The following is a 25,949-nucleotide window of genomic DNA, read 5'->3' on the forward strand; positions in this document are numbered from 1 at the left end:
CCTGTTCAACGCCGGAAGTACCAGCAGCATCCAGCGCATCACAGTGCCCGGAAAGAACCACTCGGGGCACGCACTAGCACCATCGGAGATTCCCTTGTCAGAGTTCACTACGCCCGGCAGCAGCGCTGCCCGGGATGAAAGTGCGGGCCGCTTCCGGCCTTCAGCCGTCGCACCCGTCCCGTTGGCCGCCGTCGGGCAGGCCCTCGGAGTTGCGGTGCCCGCCTCTGCTGCTGACCTGGACATCACCGGAATATCCATCAATTCCCGCACCGTGCAGCCCGGGGACCTCTACGTTGCGCTGCCCGGAGCCAGCCGGCACGGCGCCGACTTCGCCAGGGACGCCATCGACGCAGGGGCCGTGGCCCTTTTGACGGACGACGCCGGCGCGCGCCTGCTCGCCCTCTCCGCGGACACCCCGGTGCCCGTGCTGGTGGTGGCAAAGCCCCGCAACGAGGTGGGGCCCCTGTCCGCCATGATTTACCGCAGCCAGCCCGGCGGCGACCGTCCGCTGCAGCTGTTCGGTGTCACCGGCACCAACGGGAAGACCACCACCACGTACTTCATCAGGTCCCTGCTGCGCGCCCTGGGCCGGCAGGCCGGATTGATCGGAACCATCGAGATCCTTGCCGGCGGGGAAGCGATTCCCAGCCTCCTCACCACGCCGGAATCAACCGAGGTACACGGCCTGCTTGCCCTCATGCACGAACGCGGGCTTGATGCCGCTGCCATGGAAGTGTCCTCGCACGCCATTTCCTACCAGCGCGTGGACGGACTGGTCTTTGACGTGGCGGGGTTCACCAACCTCACCCAGGACCACCTGGACCTGCACAACACCATGGAGGAATACTTCGCCACCAAGGCGGAACTCTTCACGCCCGCCCGTGCGCGGCGTGCGGTGGTCATGGTCGACGACGAGTGGGGCCGGCGGCTGGCCGGCACCGCCGTGGTGCCGGTCACCACGCTCAGCACCACCGGCTCCGGCCCTGCGGACTGGACGGTCACTGCTGCCTCACCGCGGGGACTCGGCACCGGTTTCACGCTCACGGGCCCGGACGGGGCCGTGCTTGACGTCCACACCGGGCTGCCCGGCGGATTCAACGTGGCGAACGCCGCCCTGGCAGTGCTCATGGTGCTGCAGTCCGGGGTCCAGCCGTCAGACCTGCAGGCGGCCCTTGACAGTGCCGACCCCTTCACCGTGGCCGTGCCGGGACGCATGCAGCTGGTGTCGGAGCGGCCTGCGGCCGTGGTGGACTTCGCCCACAACACCGATGCCCTGGCCAGGGCACTGGAAGCGGTCCGATCTCCGGAGCCTGACTCCCGCCTGATTGTCGTTTTCGGCGCCACCGGCCAGCGCGACCAGGGCAAGCGCCCCGCGATGGGTGCCATCGCGGCCCGCCTCGCCGACACCGTGATCATCACCGACGACGACCCCCACGAAGAGGATGCCGCAGCGATCCGTGCCGATGTAATGGCCGGGGCGCGGGAAGCCCTGGAAAAGGAATCCCTGGGGGCCGAACTGCTGGAAGTCTTCCCCCGCGAAGAGGCCATTCGGCAGGCCGTGGCGCTGGCACGTCCGCAGGACACCATCCTGGTCGCGGGCCGCGGCCACGAAGTATGGCAGGAAGTGAAAGGCGTCAACATCGCCCTGGATGACAGGGTGGAACTGCGGACCGCCTTGACAGCCAGGGGATTCAACGTTCTCCATGACGACCGGATAGAGTCCTAGACCGAGATGATTGCATTTACTGCGGCGGAAATCGCCGAAATCACCAGCGGGCGCCTGGACGCCGATCCCGGAATTACGCCCCTCTCGGTGGTGACGGATTCACGCGAAGCCACCCCGGGTTCGCTGTACGTCGCGAAGCCGGGCGAGCACGCCGATGGCCACGACTTCCTTGATGCCGCTTTCGCTGCCGGTGCGGTGCTGGCCCTCGTTGAGCGCCCCGCAGCCGGCCCCGACGGCACCGTCTACCCCTCAATCGTGGTTCCCGACGCCGTCCTGGCGATGGGAGCCCTCGCCGCCGAAGCCGTCCGCCGGATCCGCCACGCGCGTGGGGAAGCCGGCAGCACGCTGACGGTGATGGGCATCACCGGTTCCGCCGGCAAGACCACCACCAAGGACCTGCTGGCCGGGATCCTGGCGACACAGGGCAACACCGTGGCGCCCCAGGGGTCCTACAACGGTGAGGTGGGCGTTCCGCTTACCGTCTTCCGGGCAGATACCGACACCCGCTACCTGGTCATCGAAATGGGAGCCACGGGCATCGGCCACATCCGCTACCTCGCGGAAATGGTCAAGCCGGACATCGGCGTCGTCCTGGCAGTGGGCACCGCCCACGCCGGCGAGTTCGGCGGTGTGGAAAACATTGCGCTGGCCAAGGGCGAAATGGTCGAAGGCCTTACCGCCCAGGGCACCGCCATCATCAACCTCGACGACGACCGCGTTGCAGCCATGCGCAGCCGCACCCAGGCCAACGTCCTCGGCTTTTCCGCGGAAGGCCGCAGCGACGCCCAGGTGCAGGCCCTGAACGCCGACACCAACACCGGGGGCGGGCCCGAGTTCGATCTCCAGCTGCCCGACGGCGCTCCTCCGCGGCACGTGAGCAGCAAACTCATCGGAGCCCACCATGTGGGCAACCTGCTGGCAGCTGCTGCCGCGGCATGGGCTGCGGGGGTGCCCGGAGACCACATCGCTGAGTCCCTGGGCAGCCAGGCGGCTGCCAGCCGCTGGCGCATGGAACGCACCGAGCGCCACGACGGCGTCACCATCATCAACGACGCCTACAACGCCAACCCGGAATCGATGCGGGCCGCCCTTCGCACCCTGGCCGACCTCGGCCGCGGACGGCGGACCTGGGCCGTGCTGGGAGCCATGCTGGAACTCGGCGACGACTCAATCCGCGAACACACCGCAGTGGGCACCCAGGTGGTACGCCTGAACATCTCCCGGCTGCTGGTGGTGGGCCGGGAGGCGCGGGCGCTGTACGTATCCGCCGTCCAGGAAGGGTCCTGGGGCGACGAATGCCTCTTCGCGGAGACAGTCGATGAAGCCTACGACGTCCTGGCAGCTGAACTCCAGCCAGGTGACCTGGTGCTCTTCAAGTCCTCCAACAGCGTAGGTCTCCGCCATTTGGGCGATCGGATAGCATTACCCCCAGCCCACACCCCTGCCGACGAAAGGAGCACTCTGCTGTGATTGCTCTGCTGATCGGCGCAGGCCTCGCCCTGCTCTTTGCCCTGGTGGGCACACCGCTGTTCATCCGCCTGCTGGTTCACCGCGGCTATGGACAGTTCATCCGCGACGACGGCCCCACATCCCACCACACCAAGCGCGGGACACCCACCATGGGTGGCACCGTGGTGGTGGCAGCGGTCCTGCTGAGCTACGGGCTCACTCACCTCATCATGCTGATGATGAACCCGGACTCGCCCGGCCCTTCGGCCTCGGCCCTCATCCTGCTGTTCCTGATGGTGGGTATGGGCCTGGTGGGGTTCCTTGACGATTTCATCAAGATCTCCCGGCAGCGGAGCCTGGGCCTGAACGCTAAGGCCAAGCTCATCCTCCAGGCCGCCGTGGGCATCATCTTCGCCATCCTGGCCTTGAACTTTCCCAACAGTGCCGGGCTCACGCCGGCGTCGACAAAGATCTCCCTGGTCCGCGACCTGCCCTGGCTCGACCTCGCCTTCGGCGGGACGGTCCTGGGCGCCATTCTGTTCGTGGTCTGGTCCAACCTGATCGTCACCGCCGCCACCAACGGCGTGAACCTCACCGACGGACTGGACGGCCTCGCCGCCGGAGCCTCGATCATGGTCTTCGGCGCCTACACCCTCATGGGCATCTGGCAAAGCAACCAGGCGTGCGGATCGCCCCGGGAAACCGGCAGCGGCTGCTACTCCGTCAGGGACCCCCTGGATCTGGCCCTCCTGGCCGCCATCCTCAGCGCCGCACTGGTTGGCTTCCTCTGGTGGAATACCTCGCCGGCGAAGATCTTTATGGGCGACACCGGATCGCTGGCCATCGGTGGAGCTGTTGCCGGCTTCGCCATCCTGTCCCGCACCGAACTGCTGCTGGGCATAGTGGGCGGCCTCTTCGTGCTGATCACCCTGTCCGTCATCATCCAGGTGGGCTACTTCAAGGCAACCGGCGGAAAACGGGTGTTCAAGATGGCCCCGCTGCAGCACCACTTCGAGTTGAAGGGGTGGGCCGAGGTAACCGTCGTCGTCCGGTTCTGGATCCTGGGCGGACTGTTCGTCGCCGTGGGCCTGGGCATCTTCTACGCTGAATGGGTTGTACTGCTGTGACCGTTTCCCCCCGCCTGGCCAACCTCGTCTCCTGGGACTCCGACTGGGCCGGCCTGCGCGTGGCCGTGACCGGCATAGGCGTCTCCGGTTTCGCCGCCGCGGACACCCTGATTGAGCTGGGCGCCCGCGTGGTGGTGGTTGATGCCGCCACCAGTGAAACTGCGCGCGCACATGCCGACACCCTGAAAATCGTCGGTGCCGCCGACGTACTCCTGGGCCCAGACGCGGTCACCCACCTTCCGCGGATCGACGGCGAACTTCCGGAACTCATCGTGACCTCGCCCGGGTGGCGGCCGGACCAAGCCCTGCTGGCCGCCGCGGCAAGGGCGCACATCCCGGTGTGGGGCGACGTCGAACTCGCCTGGCGCGTCCGGATCAGGGAAGGCCGCAAGACCGCCGACTGGCTGGCCATCACCGGGACCAACGGTAAAACCACCACCGTGGGCCTGACGGAATCGATGCTGCGGGCAGCGGGGCTCAAGGCAATCGCCGTCGGCAACGTGGGCACCCCTATCCTCGATGCCCTCCGTGACCCCGTGGAATACGACGTCTTCGCGGTGGAACTTTCCAGCTTCCAGCTGCACTGGTCCGAGTCGGTCTCACCGGTGGCCAGCGTGTGCCTCAACGTGGCCGAAGACCACGTCGACTGGCACGGCTCCTACGATTCCTACCTGGCGGACAAGGCGAAGGTCTACGAACGGACCCAAAAAGCCTGCATCTACAACGCCGAGCAAGTGGAAACCGAACGCATGGTGGAAAACGCCGACGTCGTAGAGGGCTGCCGTGCCGTGGCCTTCACCACCCTGACCCCGGCCATCAGCATGCTGGGAGTGGTGGAAGGGCTGCTGGTGGACCGGGCGTTCATCGACGAACGCAGGAACAGCGCCGCTGAGCTTGCCTCAATGGCGGACCTGGGACCCCTGGCCCCCCGCCACATGGTGGCCAACGCCCTCGCGGCCGCCGGTCTGGTGCGCGCCTACGGGGTGGAAGCGAAGGCCGTACGCCAGGGCATCCTCGATTACGAGCCCGGCGACCACCGCATCCAACCCGTTGCCCGCATGAACGGTGTGCTGTGGGTCAATGACTCCAAAGCCACCAACCCCCACGCCGCGTCGGCCTCCCTGTCGGCCTTCAGCAACGTGGTTTGGATCGCCGGTGGACTGTCAAAGGGCGTCAGCTACGACGACCTGGTGAGCAAGCACGCGGCACGGCTCAAGGCCGTTGTCCTGATCGGAACGGACACCGCCCACCTCCGGGAAGCCCTCCAGCGACACGCGCCGGATGTCCCGGTGATCGAAGCGGGGGCAGGTGACACTGAAGGAGTGGAGACTGCTTCGGCGCCCGGCGGCAGCACTGCCGGAAGCCCGGGCCACGGGCAGCAGGTGATGTCCTGGGCCGTTGAGTCGGCCGCCCGGCTCGCCGAATCCGGCGATACCGTGCTCATGGCTCCGGCCGCAGCTTCCATGGATCAGTTCTCTTCCTACGCTCACCGTGGTGGTACTTTTATCGACGCTGTCCGCGAGCTGGTGGAAGGGCAGGCCCAGACCGGCGAGGAGTAACAATGGTCAGCACGCCCACCCGGCAGCAGGGTGCCAGGCCCAAGGGAGGCGCACAGCGTTCCGGCTCCACCTCCGTCCGGCGTCCTGCCGGTGCCGGGAATAAACTGCGCACCTTGTACCGCCGGTTTTGGTCAGCGCTGGAGGGCACGGGAACATCCCGGAACGGCTCCACGTACTACCTCATCCTTGGTGCCACCCTGGCCCTGACGGTCATTGGCATCATGATGGTCCTCTCCGCATCCAGCGTCGAATCGATCGCGGCCGGAAAGTCCCCTTACGGCGATGCCCTCAAGCAGGGCGTCTTTGCGGCCCTTGGCATCTTCACCATGTTCGTGCTGTCCCGCATCAACGTGGTCTGGCTTAAACGGCTCGCGTGGCCTGCCATCGGCGTCGCCGTACTCCTCCTGGGACTGGTCCAGGTGGTCGGCGACGAGATCAACGGCAACCGGAACTGGATCGACCTGGGCGGCATCACCTTCCAGCCCTCGGAGGCAGCCAAACTGGCGCTGGCCCTTTGGCTGGCCACCGTGCTGGCACGGAAAGGCAAACTGCTGGGCAAGTGGCAGCACGCCCTGATACCAGCCGTGCCCATGGCGGCGATCGTCATCGTGCTGATCCTGGTGGGCAACGACCTGGGTACTGCCATGATCATCATGATGATCATGGCAGCGGCCCTGTTCTTCGCCGGCGTTCCGCTCTACCTTTTCGGCATCGCCGGCATCATTGCCGCCGCCGGAACCGCCGTTATGGCCGTCACGAGTTCGAACCGCATGTGCCGCATCACCTCGTGGTGGACCGGCCAGTCCTGTGCCGACGGCATTGACGCCAACTACCAGGCCACCAACGGGATGTACGGCCTGGCATCCGGTGGCTGGCTGGGCGTGGGCCTGGGCCAGAGCCGGCAGAAGTACAGCTGGATCCCGGAAGCCCACAACGACTTCATCTTCGCCATCATCGGCGAGGAACTCGGCCTGGTGGGGACCGTCGTCGTCCTGGTCCTCTTCGCGATCCTCGGCGCTGCGATCTACCGCGTGGTGGTGGCGCAGGAGGATATGTTCCACCGGGTCCTGGCGGGCACCATCATGGTCTGGCTGCTGGGCCAGGCGACCGTGAACATGTCCGTGGTCACAGGCCTCATGCCCGTCATCGGCGTTCCGCTTCCCTTTATCTCCTACGGTGGCTCGGCACTCCTGATGTCACTGTGCGCTGTGGGTGTGGTCCTTTCCCTGGCGCGGGAACAGATGGCTCCCGCCATCCGCCCCAAGCGGATGCTGAAGTTCAAGCCCCGGACGGGGCGGGACAAGAACCAACCAAAGACTTCCAGAAAGCGTGCATAACCCCAGATGAATCCGACACGACCTTCCATCGTCCTGGCCGGTGGCGGAACAGCCGGCCACATCAGCCCGTTGCTCGCCATCGCCGCCGCCCTGCGCAGCCAGGCCCCGCACGCTTCGATCCTGGCCGTGGGTACGCCGTCGGGAATGGAAACCCGCCTGGTGCCGGCCGCCGGCGTCCAGCTGGCCACGATCGACCGGGTGCCCTTTCCCCGCAAGCCGTCCGCGGACCTGCTCCGCCTTCCGGCAAAGCTGGCCGGCGCCGTCCGCCAGGCCGGCGCCATCCTGGACCAGGCGCAGGCAGATGTCCTGGTGGGTGTAGGCGGGTATGTCTGCACCCCCATGTACCTCGCGGCGCGGAAGCGCGGCATACCGGTGGTGATCCATGAAGCCAACGCCCGGCCGGGACTGGCAAACCGCGTGGGTGCGCTCCTGAAGGGCCGCGTGGCCGTGGCTTTCGAGGGCACACCCCTTCGCCACGCGCTGCACGTAGGCATGCCCATGCGCAAGGAAATTTCCGGCCTGGACCGGAAGAGTGCCCGCACCGCCGCCCGGGAAGCCCTGGGACTGGACGCCCACCAGCCGACCCTCATCGTCACCGGCGGGTCCTCCGGAGCGCAAAGCATCAACCGGACAGTCGCGGACTCCGTAGCCCTGCTGGCGGAAGCGGGCATCCAGACCGTCCACGTCACCGGACGCGGAAAGACCGTCCTGGACGCGTCCGGCCAGCCCCTCGCAGCCGAGGGATACCGCCAGGTGGAGTACATCGACGGGATGGAACGTGCCTACGCTGCCGCCGACCTACTCCTGGCACGGTCCGGAGCCGCCACGGTGTGCGAAGTGGCAGCCGTCGGCGTCCCCGCCGTCCTGGTACCCCTGCCCATCGGCAACGGGGAACAGGCGCTGAACGCGAAAGGCCTCGTGGCAGCCGGCGGTGCCCTCCTCGTCGCCGACCGTGACTTCACTCCCGAGTGGGTGGCGCGGGAACTGATTCCGCTGATCACCGACAAAGCCCGCCTTGCCGCCATGGAGGCGAAGTCCTACCGGCTGGGCATCCGAAATGCCGACCAGCGCATGGCTGGCCTGATCCTGGAAGCGGTAACCGCATGAGCGCCCACACCATCCCCAGCCTGGAGTCCCTTGGGAAGGTGCACTTCATTGGCATCGGGGGAGTAGGTATGTCCGCCGTTGCCCGCATCATGGTGGCCCGCGGAGTTCCCGTCAGCGGTTCCGACGCCAAGGACCTGCCCGTCATGGCAGATCTCGCCGCTGCCGGTGCCCGGATAGCGGTTGGCTATGCAGCCGGCAACCTGGGGGACGCGCAGACCGTAGTGGCCGGATCGGCAATCCGCGACGACAACCCCGAACTCGCGGCCGCGCGCCAAGCGGGCTTGCCCGTGCTGCACCGGTCCCAGGCGCTGGCAGCCACCATGGGCGGGGACACCGTGGTCACGGTGGCCGGAACGCACGGAAAGTCGACCACCACGTCCATGGTCACCGTGCTGCTGCAGGCCGCAGGCCTGGACCCATCGTTTGCGGTCGGTGCCAACATCCCCGCGCTTGGCGTGAACGCCGCGCACGGCACGTCGGGAATCTTCGTGGCTGAAGCCGACGAATCCGATGGTTCCTTCCTCAACTACCGGCCCCGCATCGCCGTCGTCACCAACGTTGAGCCGGACCACCTTGACTACTACGGCACAGCCGAGGCCGTGTACGAGTCCTTCGACCGTTTCACGGCGTTGCTGCCCGCCGACGGGCTCCTGGTGGCCTGCGCGGACGACGCCGGGGCACTGGCCCTGGCAGAACGCACCCGGTCCCGGGGCAACACCCGGGTGGTCCTTTACGGCACCAGCGCGGCGGCGGACGTGAGGCTGCACGACGACGGCCCGGGCCACGTCGCTGTTTCGGCAGGCAGCGCCCGGTTCAGTCTGTCGCTGCAGGTTCCCGGCCGGCACAACGCGCTGAATGCCGCTGCCGCTTTTGCCGTGGCCCTTGAACTTGGCGTTGACCCGGAAGCGGCGGCCGCGGGGCTGGCCCACTTCGCCGGCGCATCGCGGCGCTTCGAACTGAAGGGTTCGGTGCGGGGAGTGCGTGTCTACGACGACTACGCCCACCATCCAACAGAGGTCCGTGCTGCCTTGACTGCGGCCCGTTCGGTAGCCGGCGGCCACAAGGTCCATGTGCTGTTCCAGCCGCACCTGTTCTCGCGCACCCGTGAGTTCGCCGCAGAGTTCGCCGGCGCCCTGAACCTGGCAGACACCGCACTGGTCCTGGATATCTATCCCGCCCGGGAGGATCCCATTCCCGGGGTTACCAGCCAGCTCATCGCGGACCACCTCACCGGCAGCGGCCGCCTGGTCAACCCCGATGACGCCGCTGAAACCCTGGCGAAGGCCGCTGCGGACGGAGATGTGGTCCTCACGGTCGGCGCCGGTGACGTCACGGCCTTCGGCCCGCGGATCGTCGAGGCGCTCCGTGCCTAGCTCCCGCCGCCCCACCTACGCCCCGCCCAAACGGAACAGCCCCCCGGCCGCGTCCTCCTCGAAGGCCCCCGAGCCAGAGCCGCGCCCGTCCGGGACGCCGGACGGCGACGCCCGTCCGGACGTGATCACGGCATCACGCAGCCTCCCGGACCAGGCGGGGGCCTACAAACCGGCGAAGGGGGAGGAGCGGCCCGGGGCGACGGTGCTGGCATTCCCTGAGCCCAAAGGCCGCCGCCGCCGGAAGCATATCCTGGCCGCCCTGGGAACAGTCGTGGCGCTGGTGGTTGGGCTGCTGGTGGCAGCCATCTATTCGCCGGTCCTCGCCCTGCAGACCGTCGCCGTCACGGGTACCCATTACGTGACGCCCGCCCAGGTTCAGTCCGCACTGGAACCGCTTCGGGGCAAGCCGCTGCCCCAAATCAGCGACGACGAGGTACGGGGCCTGCTCGGCCCCCTGGTGCAGGTCAAGTCCGTTTCCGTGGAGGCGCACCCACCGTCCACGCTGGCCGTTGCCGTGCACGAGCGGGTTCCCGTGGCCCTGATCAAGCAGGGGGAGCAGTACCAGTTGGTGGACGTGGACGGTGTCCAGTTGGCCACCACTGATGATCCTGCAACGGCGTCGCTGCCGGTCATCGACGGCGGCGCCGGCGCGATCGGCCAGGATCTCTTCCGGGCCACGGCTGCGGTCCTGGCCGCCCTGCCTGCCGACGTCCTGGCGAAGCTGTCCAACGCGTCAGCACAGTCCGTTGACGCCGTGGAACTCAAGCTCGTCGACGGCCAGACGATCGTCTGGGGCAACGCCTCGGAGAAGGAACTCAAGGCCAAGGTCCTGGCTGCACTGCTCAAGGCACCGGTGGATCCGAAGAACCCGGTCAAGGTCTACGATGTCAGTGTGCCCCGGCACCCCGTGACGCGCTAAGCGCTTTCTTTTCCCCGTATTAATCCGACACGCGGACCCGGTTATTGAATGTGTGTTCCAGAGGAAATACCGTCACAGACAAGAGTTACTTGACATAACTCTAACCTTCAACTCGAAGGTTAGGGTTGAAAGTTTCAAGCTCACCAATCAGTTTTTACGCAATAAGACACGAACAAGGGACCCGTAACGTGGCAGCTCCGCAGAATTACTTGGCCGTCATCAAAGTCGTCGGCATCGGCGGCGGTGGCGTGAACGCAGTCAACCGCATGATCGAGGTCGGCCTCAGGGGTGTTGAGTTCATCGCCATCAACACCGACGCCCAGGCACTGCTCATGAGTGACGCCGACGTGAAGCTCGACGTAGGACGCGAGCTGACCCGTGGCCTGGGCGCCGGCGCCAACCCGGAGGTGGGCAAGCAGGCCGCCGAGGACCACGCCGACGAGATCGAGGAAGTCCTCCGCGGCGCCGACATGGTCTTCGTCACCGCAGGTGAAGGTGGCGGCACAGGCACCGGCGGCGCGCCCGTCGTCGCACGGATCGCACGTTCGCTGGGCGCACTGACCATTGGTGTGGTCACCCGCCCGTTCACTTTCGAAGGACGCCGCCGCGCCGGTTCCGCCGAAGCCGGCATCGACGCCCTGCGCGACGAGGTGGACACCCTCATCGTCATCCCCAATGACCGGCTGCTGTCCATCAGCGACCGCAACGTATCCGTCCTGGACGCGTTCCGCTCCGCCGACCAGGTCCTCCTGTCCGGCGTCCAGGGCATCACCGACCTCATCACCACCCCCGGCCTGATCAACCTTGACTTCGCAGACGTGAAGTCCGTCATGCAGGGTGCAGGCTCCGCCCTCATGGGCATCGGCTCCGCCCGCGGTGAAGACCGTGCCGTCAAGGCCGCCGAACTGGCCATTGCCTCGCCGCTGCTGGAAGCATCCATCGACGGTGCCCACGGCGTACTGCTGTCCATCCAGGGCGGCTCGGACCTCGGCCTGTTCGAGATCAACGAGGCCGCCCGCCTGGTCCAGGAAGTGGCACACCCCGAGGCAAACATCATCTTCGGCGCCGTCATCGACGATGCCCTCGGTGATGAAGCACGCGTCACCGTGATCGCTGCTGGCTTCGACGACGTCAAGGCCACCTCGCCCTCCATGGACCAGTCCCAGCCGCAGACCGCACCCCAGCGCCCGGCCGCCCCCGCAGCTGCTCCCGCCTCGGCGCACCAGCAGGGCGGAAGCCACCAGGGCAACGGAAACCACCAGCAGAACGTCCAGCCCATCCACGCCGGGGTCGGCGCGGCCGGGCTCAGCAATTGGGGTCAGCAGCGTCCGCAGGCCGTTCCGGCTGACTCCGGCTTCGACGTCGACCTGCCGTCCGTTGTGGAGCCGGACCTGACCGGCAACCACCCGGATGACCTGGATGTTCCCGACTTCCTGAAGTAGGCGGCGGCTTGTTTCACTGGCGCGCCGACATCCTGCCCGGGGTGTCGGCCGCTTTTACCGATGCGGGTGCGGGAAACCTCGCCCTGCACGTCGGGGACGACCCCACTGCAGTCCGGTCCCGCCGTCGGCTGCTGGAGGAATCCATCGCCGTGGCGGCCGGCTCGCTGCACTTCATGAACCAGGTCCACGGCAACACCGTGGCCGTCATGGACGCACACTCACCTGCCCCTGAGGCCGATGCCATGGTGTCCCGCGGCGAGCCGCTGGCCGTCATGGTGGCAGACTGCATTCCCGTGCTGCTGGCGGGGGAGTCCGCCGACGGGCCGGTCCTGGCGGCGGTGCACGCCGGCCGGCCCGGGATCGCCAGCGGGGTGCTCCCCGCCGCCGTGCGAAGCATGGAATCCCTCGGCGCGTCGCGGATCCGGGCCTGGATGGGCCCGTCGATCTGCGGGTCGTGCTACGAAGTTCCCGCTGACCTGCGCGACGAAGTATCTGCCCTGGTTCCGGAAACGCGGAGCACCACCTCCTGGGGAACGCCGGCACTGGACCTTCCTGCCGGCGCCCGTGCCCAGCTTGAGACCTCCGGCGTAGCGCTCGAGTATGCCGGCCCCTGCACGCTGGAAACAGAAACGCTCTACTCATACCGGCGGGACCACAACACGGGCCGCTTCGCAGGGCTGGTCTGGTGCCATGACTGAGCAGCCGGACAACACGCCGGGGTCTGATCCCCGCAGCACAGAGCTCGCCGAACGCCTGGCCAAGGTGCGGAAACGGATCGCCGTGGCGGCGGAAAGCGCAGGCCGCGGTGACCACCCGCCGTCGCTGATCGTGGTTACCAAGTTCCACCCGGCTGAGGACATCCGGCGCCTGGCCGTTCTCGGCATCACCGACGTCGGGGAGAACCGGGACCAAGAGGCTGCCGCCAAGGCACTTGAACTCGCCGATCTCAACCTGACGTGGCACTTCGTGGGCCAGCTGCAGACAAAGAAAGCCAAGTCCGTGGCACGCTACGCCGCCGCAGTCCACTCGGTGGACCGGCCACAGCTGGTGGATGCCTTGGCAAAATCGGTACGCAACGAGATGGAAGCCTCCGGGAGGTCCCGGTTGGACTGCTTCATCCAGGTCAGCCTTGAGGACGACGGCGGTACGCACCGAGGCGGCGCAGCCCCCGGGGACGTGCCCATCCTGGCGGAACAGATTACAGGTACGGACAGCCTGAACCTCGCCGGCGTCATGGCCGTCGCGCCCTTGGGCGCGCCACCGGAACCGGCATTCGAAAAGCTCGCCGGAGTATCCGCCCGGCTCGCTGCGGCATACCCCGGCGCCACCGGCATTTCGGCGGGCATGAGCCAGGATCTCGAGGCTGCCATCCGGTTCGGGGCGACACACCTGCGAATCGGTTCCGATATTCTCGGTTCCCGTCCCGCCGTGGGGTAGCGTCGGACCTGTTGGAAGTGATGGGCGGGGGACTCCAGTGCTGTCAAATCATTGGGCGGCCCGCTTACGGGACACGATTAGGAGTCGACCATGGCCGGCGCTCTGCGCAAGACAATGATCTATCTTGGGCTCGCCGACGGCGATGAGCATTACGAGTCCGAGCAACAGACCACACATAAGGATGAGGACGAACCGATGGAAGTTGACCGCGAGGAACGCCGTGCTCCGGCACCGGTCCGCGAAGTCAGCCGCGAGGCGTCCTACGCCCCTGAAGAGGAATACCGCGCCCCTGTGACCCCGATTAAGCGCGCGGCCTCGAGCCGCGAAGAGAACACCGGACTTCGCCAGATCACCACCATCCACCCGCGCTCTTACAACGATGCCAAACTCATCGGTGAGAGCTTCCGGGACGGCATTCCGGTGATCATGAACGTGACGGACATGGGTGAAGCAGACGCCAAGCGTCTTGTGGACTTCTCGGCAGGGCTCGTTTTTGGCCTGCGCGGGAGCATTGAACGGGTTACCAATAAGGTGTTCCTGCTCTCACCGTCGTACGTCGAAGTCATCGGTGACGACAAGAAGGCCAGCGATACGCAGGCCAGCTTCTTCAACCAGAGCTAGGCGCAGCAGGCTGCGCCCGGATGCCAGGCAGGGACACCTGCCTGGCATCTGTGCTGAAATGGACAAGACACAACAGCAGTACGGCCAGCGGCCGGCACATGGGACCGGCTGCACGAACATGGAGATATGAAATAAGTCATGGGAATTGTTTTCGGACTTGTCTATCTCGCCCTGCTGCTGTTTTTTGTGGCCCTCATCATCCGCCTTGTTTTTGACTGGGTGCAGATGTTTGCGAGGGAATGGCGCCCCCGGGGCGCAGCCCTGGTGGTGGCGCATGCCGTCTACTCAATCACGGACCCGCCCCTCAAGGGCCTGCGGCGGCTTATTCCGCCCCTCAGGCTCGGTGGAGTCTCCCTGGACCTGGGCTTCCTGATCCTGTTCATCGGCGTCAGCATCGCAATGAACGTCACCAGGGGACTGGCCTGATTTTTCCGCCAGGACCGGCAATGCAATGTGTTCCCTCCCGGAACAGCTACTGTAAAGCGAAGAAACCTCCTGTTTGACACCGCAGTGTTGAATTAGAGGAAGCAGACCAAATTTAGGTACCTTAGTTTTGACGGCCGGAAGGCCTACTGACTAACCAGACCAGTGAGGTGACCAGATGGCTTTGACGCCAGAAGACGTTGTCAACAAGCGCTTTCAGCCCACCAAGTTCCGTGAGGGCTATGACCAGGACGAAGTTGACGACTTCCTGGACGAAATCGTCGTTGAACTCCGCCGCCTGAACCAGGAAAACGACGAGCTCCGCAAGAAGCTCGCCGATGCAGGTTCCAGTGTTCCGGCCAGCTCCACCGCCGCCCCCGTAGTGGAGAAGGTCCCCGCGCCGGTCAAGGCCGACAAGGACGAAACCAGCGAGAAGGCAGAAGCTGACGCAAAGCCTGCCGAAACCGGCAAGAAGAAGGACGTGCAGCCTGCCGCTCCGGCCGCTGCAGCCCCGGCAGCGCCCGTTGCCGCAACACCTTCCGCTGAGTCCGCCGCCGGCCTGCTGGCCATGGCACAGCAGATGCACGACCGCCACGTGGCCGACGGCCAGGCCCAGAAGGACAAGATCATCGCCGAGGCGCAGATCGAAGCCAGCAGCCTCGTCAACGACGCCCAGGAAAAGTCCCGCAAGATCCTTGGCGCCCTGGAGCAGCAGCGCTCTGTCCTGGAACGCAAGGTGGAGCAGCTGCGCGGCTTCGAACGCGACTACCGCTCCCGCCTGAAGGCCTACATCGAAGGCCAGCTCCGCGACCTGGAAGCCCGCGGCTCCGTCGCGACGCCGGAAGTCAGCGAAGCCAACTAAGCCTGGCAGCACGTATTCTGAAAGCCGGTGGCTGAGGATTCCTCGGCCACCGGCTTTTGGCATTAATACCCGGTTCCACGAATTGAAAGCACCATGACTGACGAACTTGCCGCAGACGCGGCACGCCCTGTCCCACCCACGCCGCGGCCACGCCGGGCCGTGCTGCTGTCCCTGTTCGCAGGGTTCGCGGTCTTCGCCTATGTCCTGGACCAGCTGACCAAACTGTGGGTCACTTCCACCATGGTGGAAGGGGAGCGGATTCCGGTCCTGCCGCCCCTGCTGCACTGGTACTTCATCCGGAATTCCGGTGCCGCGTTCTCCATCGGCGAGAACGTCACCTGGGTGTTTTCCATCATCATGGCGGGTGTGGCCATTGCCATCCTCTTCCAGGTCCGCCGGGTGGGCTCGGCCTGGTGGTCCCTTGCCCTGGGCCTGCTGCTGGGCGGCGCGCTGGGCAACCTGACGGACCGGCTCTTCCGTGAGCCGTCCTTCGGCATGGGCCACGTGGTGGACTTCATCCAGCTTCCCAATTTCGCAATCTTCAATATCGCCGACTCCGCGGTGGTATCCGCCGTCGCGATCATCTGCATCCTTACCATCCGTGGAATCGCCCTGGACGGGACCCGGTTGGGAAACCCGGCAAAGGACAAGCCCGGCCATGACTGACCGCATCGTTGTCGCTGAAGAGTTTGGCGGTACACGGGCCGATGCCGGCCTGGCCGCCATCCTGGGGGTGTCGCGTTCCGCTGCGGCGTCCCTCCTTGCCGATGGCCATGTGCTGAACCGGGGCAAGGCCCTGGGCAAGTCGGCAAAACTCGTGGCCGGGGACACCCTCGAGGTCACCGTCCCGGAACGGCGGGACCCGCTTGAAGTCGTGGAGGAACCTGTGGAAGGCCTGAACATCCTGCTCGACGACGATGATTTCGTCGTCGTCGACAAACCCGTTGGCGTGGCGGCACACCCCTCGCCCGGCTGGGTGGGACCCACCGTCGTGGGCGGCCTTGCCGCTGCCGGTTACCGCATCTCCACCTCCGGCGCACCCGAGCGGGCGGGCATCGTCCACCGGCTCGACGTCGGCACCTCCGGCGTGATGGTGGTGGCCAAATCCGAGCGCGCCTACACGGCCCTCAAACGCGCCTTCAAGGAGCGCACGGTGGAGAAGGTCTACCACGCTGTGGTGCAGGGGCTCCCCGATCCACTGACGGGAACCATTGACGCCCCCATCGGCCGCCACCCGGGCCACGACTGGCGTTTCGCAGTCATCGAGGACGGGCGTCCTTCCGTCACCCACTATGAGGTCCTGGAGGCTTTCGGGAAGGCCAGCCTGGTGGAGGTCCACCTTGAAACCGGCCGGACGCACCAGATCAGGGTCCACTTTTCTGCGCTGCGCCACCCCTGCGCAGGGGACCTGACGTACGGTGCCGACCCGCGCCTGGCCGCCACCCTCGGCCTCACGCGGCAGTGGCTGCACGCCCGGCAGCTGGCCTTTGACCATCCCGTCACCGGGGAGCGCGTCACAGTCACCAGCGAGTACCCACAGGACCTGTCCTACGCATTGGAAGTGCTGGAGTCGGGACAGGCCTGACACAGCCGTCCTGGCAGGATGGCCAAGGCGCAGCGCTTAGAATAGTGCGGTGAGTTCCAGCAATGATTCGTTTGTCCACCTGCACACCCACACCGAATATTCCATGCTGGATGGAGCTGCCCGCCTGGGGGAGCTCTTCGATGAAACCGAGCGCCTGGGCATGCCTGCCCTTGCCACCACGGACCACGGCTACCTGTTCGGTGCGTTCGATTTCTGGCGCAAGGCCACGGACAAGGGCATCAAGCCGATCATCGGTGTCGAGGCCTACGTAACGCCCGGGACGGCCCGGACGGACAAGGAACGCGTGCGCTGGGGCGATGAGTCCCAGCGGAAGGACGACGTCTCCGGCGGCGGTTCCTACACGCACATGACCCTCCTGAGCTACAACAACGTGGGCATGCGGAACCTCTTCCGCGCCTCGTCGATTGCTTCCCTGGATTCGGTCTTCGGCAAGTGGCCCCGGTTGGACCGGGAACTGCTCAACACCTACTCCGAGGGGCTCATTGCCACCACCGGCTGCCCTTCCGGCGAGGTCCAGACCCGGCTCCGCCTGGGCCAGTACCGCGAAGCACTTGAGGCTGCGGCCGAGTTCCGGGACATTTTCGGCGCCGAGAACTACTTCTGCGAATTGATGGACCACGGTCTGGACATTGAGCGGCGGGTCACCGGCGACCTGCTGCGGCTTGCCAAGGACCTGAACCTGCCCCTGGTGGCCACCAATGACCTCCACTACACGCACGAACACGATGCCAAGGCGCACGAGGCACTGCTGGCCATCCAGTCCGGTTCCACCTTGCTGGAACCCACCTACGACAACGGTGGCTCGAGGTTCGCGTTCTCCGGAAGCGGCTATTACCTGAAGTCACCGCAGGAGATGCGGGAGCTCTTCCGCGACCACCCGGACGCGTGTGACAACACCCTGCTAATTGCCGAGCGCTGCGAAGTGTCCTTCAATACGGACGCCAACTTCATGCCGCGGTTCCCCTGCCCGCCCGGCGAGGATGAAACCTCCTGGCTGGTGAAGGAAGTGGACAAGGGCCTGCAGTACCGTTACCCGGGCGGCATCCCGGATGAAGTCCGCAAGCAGGCCGATTACGAGCTCGGCGTCATTACGTCCATGGGGTTCCCTGGCTACTTCTTGGTGGTGGCCGACTTCATCAACTGGGCCAAGAACAACGGCATCCGCGTTGGCCCCGGCCGTGGCTCGGGTGCAGGCTCCATGGTGGCCTACGCCATGCGCATCACCGACCTCGACCCCCTCCGCCACGGGCTGATCTTCGAACGCTTCCTCAACCCGGACCGCGTTTCCATGCCTGACTTCGACGTCGACTTCGATGACCGGCGCCGCTCTGAAGTCATCGACTACGTGACCCGGAAGTACGGTGACGAGCGCGTGGCGATGATCGTCACCTACGGCACCATCAAGACCAAGCAGGCCCTCAAGGACTCCTCACGCGTCCTGGGCTACCCGTTCAGCATGGGCGAAACGCTGACCAAGGCCCTGCCGCCCGCGGTCATGGCCAAGGACATTCCGCTCGCGGACATCCAGAACCCGGAGTCCAAGCGATACAGCGAGGCCGGGGACTTCCGGCAGCTGATTGCCACCGACCCCGAGGCCGCCAAGGTCTTTGAGACGGCCCTGGGCATCGAAGGGCTGAAGCGCCAGTGGGGCGTCCACGCCGCAGGCGTCATCATGTCCTCGGACCCCATCATCGACGTCATCCCCATCATGCGCCGTTTCCAGGACGGCCAGGTGATCACGCAGTTCGACTACCCCACGTCCGAGGGCCTGGGCCTGATCAAGATGGACTTCCTGGGCCTGCGGAACCTGACGATCATTTCCGATGCCCTTGAGAACATCAAGATGAACCGTGGCATCGACCTTGACCTCGAAAACCTTGAACTCGATGACGCCCCGTCCTATGAGCTCCTGGCCCGCGGCGACACCCTGGGCGTGTTCCAGCTCGACGGCGGACCCATGCGGTCCCTGCTCAAGCTCATGAAGCCTGACAACTTCGAAGACATCTCCGCCGTCCTGGCGCTTTACCGTCCCGGTCCCATGGGCGCCAACGCCCACACGGACTACGCGCTCCGCAAGAACGGGATCCAGGAAGTCATCCCCATCCACCCGGAGCTGGAGGAGCCGCTCAGGGAAATCCTCGGTGGCACGTATGGCCTGATCGTGTACCAGGAGCAGGTCATGGCCGTGGCGCAGAAGCTGGCCGGCTACTCCCTGGGCCAGGCAGATATTCTCCGCCGCGCCATGGGCAAGAAGAAGAAGTCCGAGCTGGACAAGCAGTTCGCGGGATTCTCGCAGGGCATGCAGGACAACGGCTACTCCATGGAAGCCGTCAAGACCCTATGGGACATCCTGCTTCCCTTCTCCGACTACGCCTTCAACAAGGCCCACTCCGCCGCGTACGGCGTGATCTCCTACTGGACCGCCTACCTGAAGGCGCATTACGCGCCGGAGTATATGGCGGCCCTGCTCACCTCCGTGGGCGATGACAAGGACAAGTCAGCGATCTACCTCAACGAATGCCGGCGGATGGGTATCACCGTGCTCCCGCCGGACGTCAACGAGTCCGCGCTGAACTTCACCCCGGTGGGCAACGACATCCGGTTCGGCATGGGCGCCATCCGCAACGTGGGCGTCAACGCCGTCGAGGCCATGGTGGCCGCCCGCGAAAGTGAAGGCGCCTTCACCTCGTTCAAGGATTACCTGATGAAGGTCCCGGCCGTGGTCTGCAACAAGCGGACCATCGAGTCGCTGATCAAGTCCGGTGCCTTCGATTCGCTGGGACACCACCGCCGGGCCCTGGCCATGATCCACGAAGAAGCCATCGACTCCGTCATCACCCTCAAGCGCAACGAGGCGATTGGCCAGTTCGACCTCTTCGCCGGGTTTGAGGACGCCGGGGAGGAATCGTCCTCCCTCAGCATCGAGATTCCGGACCTGCCCGAGTGGGAAAAGAAGGACAAGCTCTCCTTCGAGCGGGACATGCTGGGCCTCTACGTTTCGGACCATCCGCTGCAGGGCCTGGAGGGCCTGCTGGCGCAGCACGCCGAGATGAGCATTACCTCCATCATCGGCGAAGACGGGCCCAATGACGGCGCCATCATCACCATCGCCGGCATGATCACCTCGCTGAGCCGGCGCATCGCCAAGGCCAGCGGCAACGCCTACGCCCGGGCGGAAGTGGAGGACCTGGGTGGTTCCATCGAGGTCATGTTCTTCGGCCAGGTCTACGGGCCGATTGCGTCGGTACTCGCGGAAGACCTGATCGTGGTGGTCAAGGGCCGGCTGCAGAAGCGCGACGACGGCGCCATCACGCTGAACTGCATGGAGCTGTCGGTTCCTGATCTCAGCGAAGGGCTGAACGGGCCTTTGGTGATCACCATGCCCACCCATAAGGCCACCGAGGCCGTGGTCACCGAACTTGGCGACGTACTGCGGACGCACCGGGGCAACTCAGAGGTGCGGCTGCACCTGCAGGGTGACACCCGCACCGAAATCATGGGCCTGCCGGTCCACCTTCGCGTGAACCCCAGCCCCTCGCTGTTCGGCGATCTGAAGGTCCTGCTGGGTCCGGCCTGCCTGGACGCCTGACAAAGGAGCGGCCGACGCCGGGAGCCACCTCCCGCCGTCGGCCGCCTTTTGGTTGTGCCCCGGTCCGCGGGCGTCAGATTTCGTAGTCGAGCGGCACCGGCTGCCCATAGGCGCCGCCGTGGTACAGCAGCGGCGATCCTTCGCCGCCCACCTGGCCGTCCACCACCTGGACCACCACCACTGCGTTGTTCTCGAAGGAGAGCCGCATCTGCACCTCACCGATCAGCCAGCCGGCCACGTCCTTGAGGACGGGCACCCCGTGCGGGCCCAATTCCCAATGGTTGCCCTCGAACCGGTTGCCGGGGCGGGCAAACCGGTCCGCCAGTGACTGGTTTTCGAGGCCCAGCATGTGCACGCCCACGTGCTGCGTATTGGCCACGGCGGGCCAGGACCTGGAACTGCGGGCCATGTTGAACGTGAACCGGGGCGGCTTCGCCGACAAGGACGCGACCGAGGTTGCCGTGAAGCCGTAGGGCTCACCCTGGTAATTCACGGTAATGATGGCCACGCCGGCGGCATGCCTGCGGAACATCTCCCTGAACGTCTGCTCGAACGGCTCGATGTTGTCGGTCACCGGGAACTCCTGAACTAAGTGGCGTAACTCTTTCCCCAAGCGTATTGGCCCGCGGGCACGGCGGAGAACAGATGGCGCCACACAACGGGGGATGTCCCCGCAGGAACCTTTGTTAAGGTGTGTTGCATGACGAACTTCACCCGCCCCGCCAGGCGGCAGCTGCCCTGGCCCCTGCTGCTGGCCCCGGCGGCGGCAGGCATTCCGGCGGGAATCCTTTGGTGGGTCCTCGCGCCGGGCGGCCTGAACCTTCTAACCCGGGACCCGGCCCTGGCCGCCGGCACCGTGCCCCTGGTCTGGCTGCCGCGCGATCTCACCCTTGCAGGCATCCTGGTGCTGGCCGGCTGCCTCCTTGCCGTGTTCCTGGCGGACGGAAAACGCCCGGACCCGCAGGCTGCCCTGCTGGCCGGCCTGCTGGGAGCGCTGGCCGGAAGTGCCGTGGCGTGGGGGACCGGCGTCCTGGCGGGACGGCTGTGGGGGCCTGCCGTCGATGTGTCCGCGAATGCCAGCATCGCTTTCTCGCTTCGGGCCTGGCCGGTGCTGCTGCTGTGGCCTGCCGCCACCGCAGTGTCTGCCTTCATCCTGGAGCTGGTGGGCTCCACGTCCCGGAAGCCGGATACCGGCGTGGAAACAGCAGGCATGCACAGCCCCGTAAAATAGACCGGTGACCACATTCCCGGAGTTCCCCGCCCCTGTGACAGCCGCCGTCGACTTCCGCACCATCGACCTTCGGGGCCGCCACCTGAGCCTCGCGGCGCTGCGTGCAGCGGTGCCCCGCGCCAAGGGACAGACCGTGGCGGACGCAGAAGAAAAAGTCCAGGACATCATTGCGGGCGTCCGGGAGCGCGGTTTTGAGGCCTTGGCTGAGCTGGCTGAACGGTTCGACGGCGTGGCGCAGGAACACCCCCTGGTCCCGGGTGAGGCGCTCACCGCAGCGCTGGACCAGTTGGATCCGGCGGTGCGGGCTGCCCTGGAGGAGTCCATCAGCCGCGCCCGGAAGTTTGCGGACGGGCAGCGTCCCCGCAACGTGGACGTGGAACTGGGTGACGGCGCCGTGGTCTGCCAGAACTGGGTGCCTGTTGCCCGCGTCGGCCTGTACGTTCCCGGTGGCCTTGCCGTGTACCCGTCCTCGGTGATCATGAACGTCGTTCCGGCGCTGGCAGCGGGCGTGGAATCCATTGCCCTGGCCTCGCCGCCGCAGAAGGAATTCGGCGGACTGCCGCACCCCACCATCCTCGCCGCAGCTGCGCTGCTGGGCATCACCGAGGTCTACGCCATCGGCGGCGCCCAGGCCATCGCCGCCTTCGCCTACGGCGTCGGCGCAACCGATGCCGGTCCCGGCCTGGAACCCGTGGACGTCGTCACCGGCCCCGGCAACATCTTCGTTGCCACGGCCAAGCGGCTGGTCAAAGGCGTGGTGGGGATTGACTCGGAGGCCGGGACCACGGAGATCGCCATCCTGGCCGACGACTCCGCCCAGCCTGCGCTGGTTGCGGCCGACCTGCTCAGCCAGGCCGAGCACGACCCCAAGGCGGCGTCAGTGCTCATCACCGATTCCGAGGACCTGGCCGCCGCCGTCCGTGCTGAGCTGGCGCTCCAGGCCGCGGCCACCAAGCACTCGGCCAGGGTCCAGGAAGCGCTGTCCGGGCCCCAGTCCGGCGTGGTCCTGGTGGACGGGCTGGAGCAGGGAATCGCCGCCTGCGACGCCTACGCCGCAGAGCACTTGGAAATCATGACCCGGGACGCAGCCGCCGTGGCAGCACGCATCCGCAACGCGGGAGCCATCTTCGTTGGCGACTATAGCCCGGTCAGCCTTGGCGACTACTGCGCCGGGTCCAACCACGTGCTGCCCACCAGCGGCACCGCCGCCTTCTCGTCCGGCCTGAACGTGACCACCTTCCTGCGCGCCATCCAGGTGGTCAACTACAGCCGCGACGCCCTGGCCGAGGTTAGCGGACACATCGTGAGCCTGTCACGGGCCGAGGATCTCCCGGCCCACGGGGACGCCGTCACGGCACGGTTCCCCGGCGACGCGTGATACCACTACATGTGGTAATTACAGGATTGTTATTACCCCAGATCTGCCCGTAAACTGGAGTACGCCACGGCATCGCCCCCCGGCGGTGCTGCTGGCTTCCTACGTTGCTGAACACCAAGCGGAAAGGGGGAACGCCATGTACTGTCCGTTCTGCCGCAACCCCGATTCCCGCGTGGTGGACAGCCGGATGGCGGACGACGGCTCGGCCATCCGCCGCCGCCGGCAATGCCCGGAGTGCGGCCGCCGCTTCACCACAGTGGAAACCACCAGCCTGTCCGTGATCAAGCGTTCGGGCGTCGGCGAGCCCTTCAGCCGCAGCAAGGTGATCAACGGTGTCCGGAAGGCCTGCCAGGGACGCCCTGTGAGCGAGGATGACCTCGCCATGCTGGCCCAGGAAGTCGAAGAACAGATCCGCGCTTCCGGGGCTGCTGAGATTGACGCCCACGAGGTTGGCCTGGTGATCCTCGGGCCGCTGCAGAAACTCGATGAAGTTGCCTACCTGCGCTTTGCCAGCGTGTACCAGGCCTTTGAATCGCTCGAGGATTTCGAGACTGCCATTGCCCTGCTCCGCCATGAGGCCGGAGAAGGCGCGGCGAAGAGCTCCGAGAAGAGCCCGCTCTAAGACTCCGGTGGCGGCAGCGGAGGGGAAGCCGCAGCCGCCACCGGCACCACTCCTACTTGGCCAGCTTGTGCTGGAGCGCGATTTCCAGTGCCGCACCCACGATGCCTGCCTCATTGCGCAGCACGGCCGGAACGATCGGCGTGCGGAGCTTGAGGTTGGGGAGGTATTCATCGGCACGCTTGGAGATGCCGCCGCCCACAATGAACAGTTCCGGCGAGAACAGGAACTCCACGTGCGAGAAGTAGCGCTGCAGGAGCACGCTGTATTCGTCCCATGACAGTCCGTCCCGCTCGCGGGCAACGGCGGAGGCCTTTGATTCGGCGTCGTGTCCGTCAATCTCAAGGTGGCCCAGTTCGGCGTTGGGGACCAGTTTGCCGTCGAAGATGAAGGCGGAACCGATGCCGGTGCCCAGGGTGATTACCAGGACGGTGCCGGAGACGCCGGCGCCGGCGCCGTAGCGCGCCTCTGCCAGGCCTGCTGCGTCGGCGTCGTTGATGACTTCCACCGGGCGGCCGAGGCGTTCGGTGAGGAGGGCGTCGATGTCCGTGTCCAGCCAGCTCTTGTCCACGTTGGCGGCGGAGTGGACCACGCCGTGCTGGATGATGCCGGGGAAGGTTACGCCCACGGGGGAGCCGGCTTCAGGGGCTTCCGGGCGCGCAGAGAGCTCGGCCACCACCAGGGCTACGGCCTCGGCCACCGCTTCAGGGGTGGCAGGCTGCGGGGTGGGCACGCGGAAGCGCTCTCCGAGGAGCTTGCCCTTCTTCAGGTCGACAATGCCGCCCTTGATGCCCGTACCACCGATGTCGATGCCGATCAGCGGTGCGTTCTTGTGCGACTTTTCGTCCTTCTTGGCCAATGGAATTCCGTTCTTGACAGGGGCGGGCGGGAAAAGGGAGCGGCGTGGGCCGCCCGTAACAGGGTGGGGGGCGGTCGGCACCGGCGGCATGCCCTGGGGCATGGCGGGCTAAGGCAGGGTGAGGATTTCGGCGCCGGACTCGGTGACCAACAGGGTGTGCTCGAACTGTGCGGTGCGCTGACGGTCCCGGGTAACGACGGTCCAGTCATCGCTCCACATGTCCCACTCCACGGTGCCCAGGGTGAGCATCGGTTCGATGGTGAACACCATGCCGGTTTCGATCACGGTGTTGTAGGCAGGGGCTGCATCGTAGTGCGGGATGATGAGGCCGGTGTGGAAGGCCTCGCCGACGCCGTGGCCGGTGAAGTCGCGGACCACGCCGTAGCCGAACCGCTTGGCATAGGACTGGATGGTCCGGCCGATGACGTTGATTTCCCGCCCCGGCGCCACAGCCTTGATGGCGCGGTTCAGCGATTCCTGCGTGCGCTCCACCAGGAGCCGCGATTCCTCATCCACGTCCCCCACGAGGAACGTGTAGTTGGTGTCGCCGTGGACGCCGTTGAGGTACGCGGTGATGTCGATGTTCAGGATGTCGCCATCCTGGACCACGGTGCTGTCCGGGATGCCGTGGCAGATGACCTCGTTCAGCGAGGAGCACAGGGACTTGGGGAAGCCCCGGTAACCGAGCGTGGAGGGGTAGGCGTTGTGGTCCAGAAGGAATTCGTGGCCTACCTTGTCCAGTTCGTCCGTGGTGACGCCGGGCTGGATGTGCTTGCCTACTTCCACGATGGCCTGCGCCGCGATCTTCCCGGCAACCCGGATTTTCTCGATGGTCTCTGCGCTCTTGACCTCGGAACCGGTGAACTTGGCGGGAGCCGGCTTGCCGACGTATTCCGGACGGGGGATGGACGCCGGGACGGGACGCTGCGGACTTAAGGTACCCGGGGTGAGGGTGCCGATGGGTGCAGTGGAGGCAAGGGAAGGCATAGATTGATCATATAAGGCACCACAGAACGCCTAACAACCGACAAGCTGGGGAGGGTGCGCGTAAGTGTTTGTGTTACGCGGATCACCCCGGGTTCCTGTCGCCGGAACAAGGAGCAACGATGACTGAGTACTGGTTCAACGTCAATACCCACGAAGTGGAAGAGGACCGGTTGTCGGACTGGAGCCAGCTCATTGGGCCGTACAAGACCCGCGAGGAAGCGGAGCACGCCATCGAGAAGGTCAAGGCCCGCAACGACGCCTGGGACAAGGGCGACGACGACTGAGCGGCTGGTTCCCG

At 66.1% G+C, this 25,949-nt stretch carries 24 protein-coding genes; 21 read left to right on the top strand and 3 right to left on the bottom strand.

Going from position 1 to position 25,949, the window contains the following annotated elements:
• Positions 1 to 94 precede the first annotated feature (94 nt).
• The 17 genes from HNO81_RS11680 (at position 95) to dnaE (ending at position 20,577) form a co-directional block, all read left to right on the top strand.
• Positions 95 to 1,726 carry a UDP-N-acetylmuramoyl-L-alanyl-D-glutamate--2,6-diaminopimelate ligase gene (locus HNO81_RS11680; protein WP_175318294.1) on the top strand — a complete coding sequence of 544 codons (1,632 nt, stop codon included), beginning with the start codon at positions 95 to 97 and terminating at the stop codon, positions 1,724 to 1,726.
• Positions 1,727 to 1,732: 6 nt separating this feature from the next.
• A complete protein-coding gene (gene murF, locus HNO81_RS11685; protein WP_175318295.1) occupies positions 1,733 to 3,196 on the top strand; it encodes a UDP-N-acetylmuramoyl-tripeptide--D-alanyl-D-alanine ligase in 1,464 nt (487 codons plus the stop codon).
• The gene (gene mraY / locus HNO81_RS11690; protein WP_175318296.1) at positions 3,193 to 4,302 is read left to right on the top strand and encodes a phospho-N-acetylmuramoyl-pentapeptide-transferase; all 1,110 of its coding nucleotides are present in this window, start codon (positions 3,193 to 3,195) and stop codon (positions 4,300 to 4,302) included. Before murF ends, mraY begins: the two co-directional genes overlap by 4 nt.
• Positions 4,284 to 5,861, top strand: a complete 1,578-nt coding sequence (murD, locus tag HNO81_RS11695; RefSeq protein WP_175318297.1) for a UDP-N-acetylmuramoyl-L-alanine--D-glutamate ligase — start codon at positions 4,284 to 4,286, stop codon at positions 5,859 to 5,861. Before mraY ends, murD begins: the two co-directional genes overlap by 19 nt.
• 2 nt (positions 5,862 to 5,863) lie before the next feature.
• Entirely contained in the window at positions 5,864 to 7,198 is a 1,335-nt protein-coding gene (gene ftsW / locus HNO81_RS11700) for a putative lipid II flippase FtsW (RefSeq protein WP_175318298.1), read from the top strand.
• 6 nt (positions 7,199 to 7,204) lie between these two features.
• Positions 7,205 to 8,305, top strand: a complete 1,101-nt coding sequence (gene murG, locus HNO81_RS11705) for an undecaprenyldiphospho-muramoylpentapeptide beta-N-acetylglucosaminyltransferase (RefSeq protein ID WP_175318299.1) — start codon at positions 7,205 to 7,207, stop codon at positions 8,303 to 8,305.
• Positions 8,302 to 9,678, top strand: coding sequence for a UDP-N-acetylmuramate--L-alanine ligase (gene murC, locus HNO81_RS11710; RefSeq protein WP_175318300.1), 1,377 nt, complete (start codon positions 8,302 to 8,304; stop codon positions 9,676 to 9,678). Before murG ends, murC begins: the two co-directional genes overlap by 4 nt.
• On the top strand, positions 9,671 to 10,597 hold the full coding sequence (locus tag HNO81_RS11715; RefSeq protein WP_371818238.1) for a cell division protein FtsQ/DivIB: 927 nt from the start codon (positions 9,671 to 9,673) through the stop codon (positions 10,595 to 10,597). The genes murC and HNO81_RS11715 overlap by 8 nt, the downstream gene beginning before the upstream one ends.
• Before the next feature lie 188 nt (positions 10,598 to 10,785).
• Positions 10,786 to 12,039: a cell division protein FtsZ gene (ftsZ, locus tag HNO81_RS11720; protein ID WP_175318301.1), complete on the top strand. Its 1,254-nt coding sequence runs from the start codon at positions 10,786 to 10,788 to the stop codon at positions 12,037 to 12,039.
• An 8-nt stretch (positions 12,040 to 12,047) separates the two neighbouring features.
• Positions 12,048 to 12,737 carry a polyphenol oxidase family protein gene (locus HNO81_RS11725; protein WP_175318302.1) on the top strand — a complete coding sequence of 230 codons (690 nt, stop codon included), beginning with the start codon at positions 12,048 to 12,050 and terminating at the stop codon, positions 12,735 to 12,737.
• The gene (locus HNO81_RS11730; RefSeq protein ID WP_175318303.1) at positions 12,730 to 13,476 is read left to right on the top strand and encodes a YggS family pyridoxal phosphate-dependent enzyme; all 747 of its coding nucleotides are present in this window, start codon (positions 12,730 to 12,732) and stop codon (positions 13,474 to 13,476) included. The genes HNO81_RS11725 and HNO81_RS11730 overlap by 8 nt, the downstream gene beginning before the upstream one ends.
• Before the next feature lie 90 nt (positions 13,477 to 13,566).
• Positions 13,567 to 14,097 carry a cell division protein SepF gene (locus HNO81_RS11735; protein WP_175318304.1) on the top strand — a complete coding sequence of 177 codons (531 nt, stop codon included), beginning with the start codon at positions 13,567 to 13,569 and terminating at the stop codon, positions 14,095 to 14,097.
• 138 nt (positions 14,098 to 14,235) lie between these two features.
• The gene (locus tag HNO81_RS11740) at positions 14,236 to 14,523 is read left to right on the top strand and encodes a YggT family protein (protein WP_175318305.1); all 288 of its coding nucleotides are present in this window, start codon (positions 14,236 to 14,238) and stop codon (positions 14,521 to 14,523) included.
• A gap of 175 nt (positions 14,524 to 14,698) precedes the next feature.
• Positions 14,699 to 15,382, top strand: coding sequence for a DivIVA domain-containing protein (locus HNO81_RS11745; protein ID WP_175318306.1), 684 nt, complete (start codon positions 14,699 to 14,701; stop codon positions 15,380 to 15,382).
• A gap of 93 nt (positions 15,383 to 15,475) precedes the next feature.
• Entirely contained in the window at positions 15,476 to 16,048 is a 573-nt protein-coding gene (gene lspA / locus HNO81_RS11750) for a signal peptidase II (protein ID WP_175318307.1), read from the top strand.
• Positions 16,041 to 16,967, top strand: coding sequence for an RluA family pseudouridine synthase (locus tag HNO81_RS11755; RefSeq protein WP_175318308.1), 927 nt, complete (start codon positions 16,041 to 16,043; stop codon positions 16,965 to 16,967). The genes lspA and HNO81_RS11755 overlap by 8 nt, the downstream gene beginning before the upstream one ends.
• Before the next feature lie 49 nt (positions 16,968 to 17,016).
• On the top strand, positions 17,017 to 20,577 hold the full coding sequence (gene dnaE, locus HNO81_RS11760; protein ID WP_175318309.1) for a DNA polymerase III subunit alpha: 3,561 nt from the start codon (positions 17,017 to 17,019) through the stop codon (positions 20,575 to 20,577).
• A gap of 73 nt (positions 20,578 to 20,650) precedes the next feature.
• On the opposite strand, the gene HNO81_RS11765 is transcribed toward dnaE, so the two are convergent.
• Complete coding sequence (locus tag HNO81_RS11765; RefSeq protein ID WP_371818239.1) at positions 20,651 to 21,151, bottom strand: flavin reductase family protein; 501 nt, start codon at positions 21,149 to 21,151, stop codon at positions 20,651 to 20,653.
• Between the two features lie 126 nt (positions 21,152 to 21,277).
• Here HNO81_RS11765 and HNO81_RS11770 point away from each other — a divergent pair, with 126 nt between their 5' ends.
• The 3 genes from HNO81_RS11770 to nrdR all read left to right on the top strand — a co-directional run bounded on the left by HNO81_RS11770 (position 21,278) and on the right by nrdR (position 23,808).
• Positions 21,278 to 21,808: a hypothetical protein gene (locus tag HNO81_RS11770; protein WP_175318310.1), complete on the top strand. Its 531-nt coding sequence runs from the start codon at positions 21,278 to 21,280 to the stop codon at positions 21,806 to 21,808.
• 4 nt (positions 21,809 to 21,812) lie between these two features.
• Positions 21,813 to 23,186 carry a histidinol dehydrogenase gene (gene hisD, locus HNO81_RS11775; protein WP_175318311.1) on the top strand — a complete coding sequence of 458 codons (1,374 nt, stop codon included), beginning with the start codon at positions 21,813 to 21,815 and terminating at the stop codon, positions 23,184 to 23,186.
• Positions 23,187 to 23,322: 136 nt separating this feature from the next.
• Complete coding sequence (gene nrdR / locus HNO81_RS11780) at positions 23,323 to 23,808, top strand: transcriptional regulator NrdR (RefSeq protein ID WP_175318312.1); 486 nt, start codon at positions 23,323 to 23,325, stop codon at positions 23,806 to 23,808.
• 52 nt (positions 23,809 to 23,860) lie between these two features.
• On the opposite strand, the gene ppgK is transcribed toward nrdR, so the two are convergent.
• A complete protein-coding gene (gene ppgK, locus HNO81_RS11785) occupies positions 23,861 to 24,664 on the bottom strand; it encodes a polyphosphate--glucose phosphotransferase (RefSeq protein WP_175318313.1) in 804 nt (267 codons plus the stop codon).
• Positions 24,665 to 24,772: 108 nt separating this feature from the next.
• Positions 24,773 to 25,651: a type I methionyl aminopeptidase gene (gene map, locus HNO81_RS11790; protein ID WP_175318314.1), complete on the bottom strand. Its 879-nt coding sequence runs from the start codon at positions 25,649 to 25,651 to the stop codon at positions 24,773 to 24,775.
• Positions 25,652 to 25,770: 119 nt separating this feature from the next.
• Here map and HNO81_RS11795 point away from each other — a divergent pair, with 119 nt between their 5' ends.
• Entirely contained in the window at positions 25,771 to 25,935 is a 165-nt protein-coding gene (locus HNO81_RS11795; RefSeq protein WP_175318315.1) for an SPOR domain-containing protein, read from the top strand.
• The last annotated feature ends 14 nt before the right edge of the window (positions 25,936 to 25,949 follow it).

Origin of the sequence: Pseudarthrobacter sp. C4D7 (assembly GCF_013359725.1) — a bacterium.
GTDB lineage: Bacteria > Actinomycetota > Actinomycetes > Actinomycetales > Micrococcaceae > Arthrobacter.

What these genes read in the sequence shown, in the direction of transcription:
- map (WP_175318314.1), bottom strand. Translation starts at nt 25,651, where the DNA reads ATGCCTTCCCTTGCCTCCACTGCACCCATCGGCACCCTCACCCCGGGT.
- murD (WP_175318297.1), top strand. Translation starts at nt 4,284, where the DNA reads ATGGGTTGTACTGCTGTGACCGTTTCCCCCCGCCTGGCCAACCTCGTC.
- murG (WP_175318299.1), top strand. Translation starts at nt 7,205, where the DNA reads ATGAATCCGACACGACCTTCCATCGTCCTGGCCGGTGGCGGAACAGCC.
- HNO81_RS11735 (WP_175318304.1), top strand. Translation starts at nt 13,567, where the DNA reads ATGGCCGGCGCTCTGCGCAAGACAATGATCTATCTTGGGCTCGCCGAC.
- nrdR (WP_175318312.1), top strand. Translation starts at nt 23,323, where the DNA reads ATGTACTGTCCGTTCTGCCGCAACCCCGATTCCCGCGTGGTGGACAGC.
- ftsW (WP_175318298.1), top strand. Translation starts at nt 5,864, where the DNA reads ATGGTCAGCACGCCCACCCGGCAGCAGGGTGCCAGGCCCAAGGGAGGC.
- murC (WP_175318300.1), top strand. Translation starts at nt 8,302, where the DNA reads ATGAGCGCCCACACCATCCCCAGCCTGGAGTCCCTTGGGAAGGTGCAC.
- lspA (WP_175318307.1), top strand. Translation starts at nt 15,476, where the DNA reads ATGACTGACGAACTTGCCGCAGACGCGGCACGCCCTGTCCCACCCACG.
- murF (WP_175318295.1), top strand. Translation starts at nt 1,733, where the DNA reads ATGATTGCATTTACTGCGGCGGAAATCGCCGAAATCACCAGCGGGCGC.
- HNO81_RS11740 (WP_175318305.1), top strand. Translation starts at nt 14,236, where the DNA reads ATGGGAATTGTTTTCGGACTTGTCTATCTCGCCCTGCTGCTGTTTTTT.
- HNO81_RS11730 (WP_175318303.1), top strand. Translation starts at nt 12,730, where the DNA reads ATGACTGAGCAGCCGGACAACACGCCGGGGTCTGATCCCCGCAGCACA.
- HNO81_RS11770 (WP_175318310.1), top strand. Translation starts at nt 21,278, where the DNA reads ATGACGAACTTCACCCGCCCCGCCAGGCGGCAGCTGCCCTGGCCCCTG.
- HNO81_RS11745 (WP_175318306.1), top strand. Translation starts at nt 14,699, where the DNA reads ATGGCTTTGACGCCAGAAGACGTTGTCAACAAGCGCTTTCAGCCCACC.
- HNO81_RS11755 (WP_175318308.1), top strand. Translation starts at nt 16,041, where the DNA reads ATGACTGACCGCATCGTTGTCGCTGAAGAGTTTGGCGGTACACGGGCC.
- HNO81_RS11795 (WP_175318315.1), top strand. Translation starts at nt 25,771, where the DNA reads ATGACTGAGTACTGGTTCAACGTCAATACCCACGAAGTGGAAGAGGAC.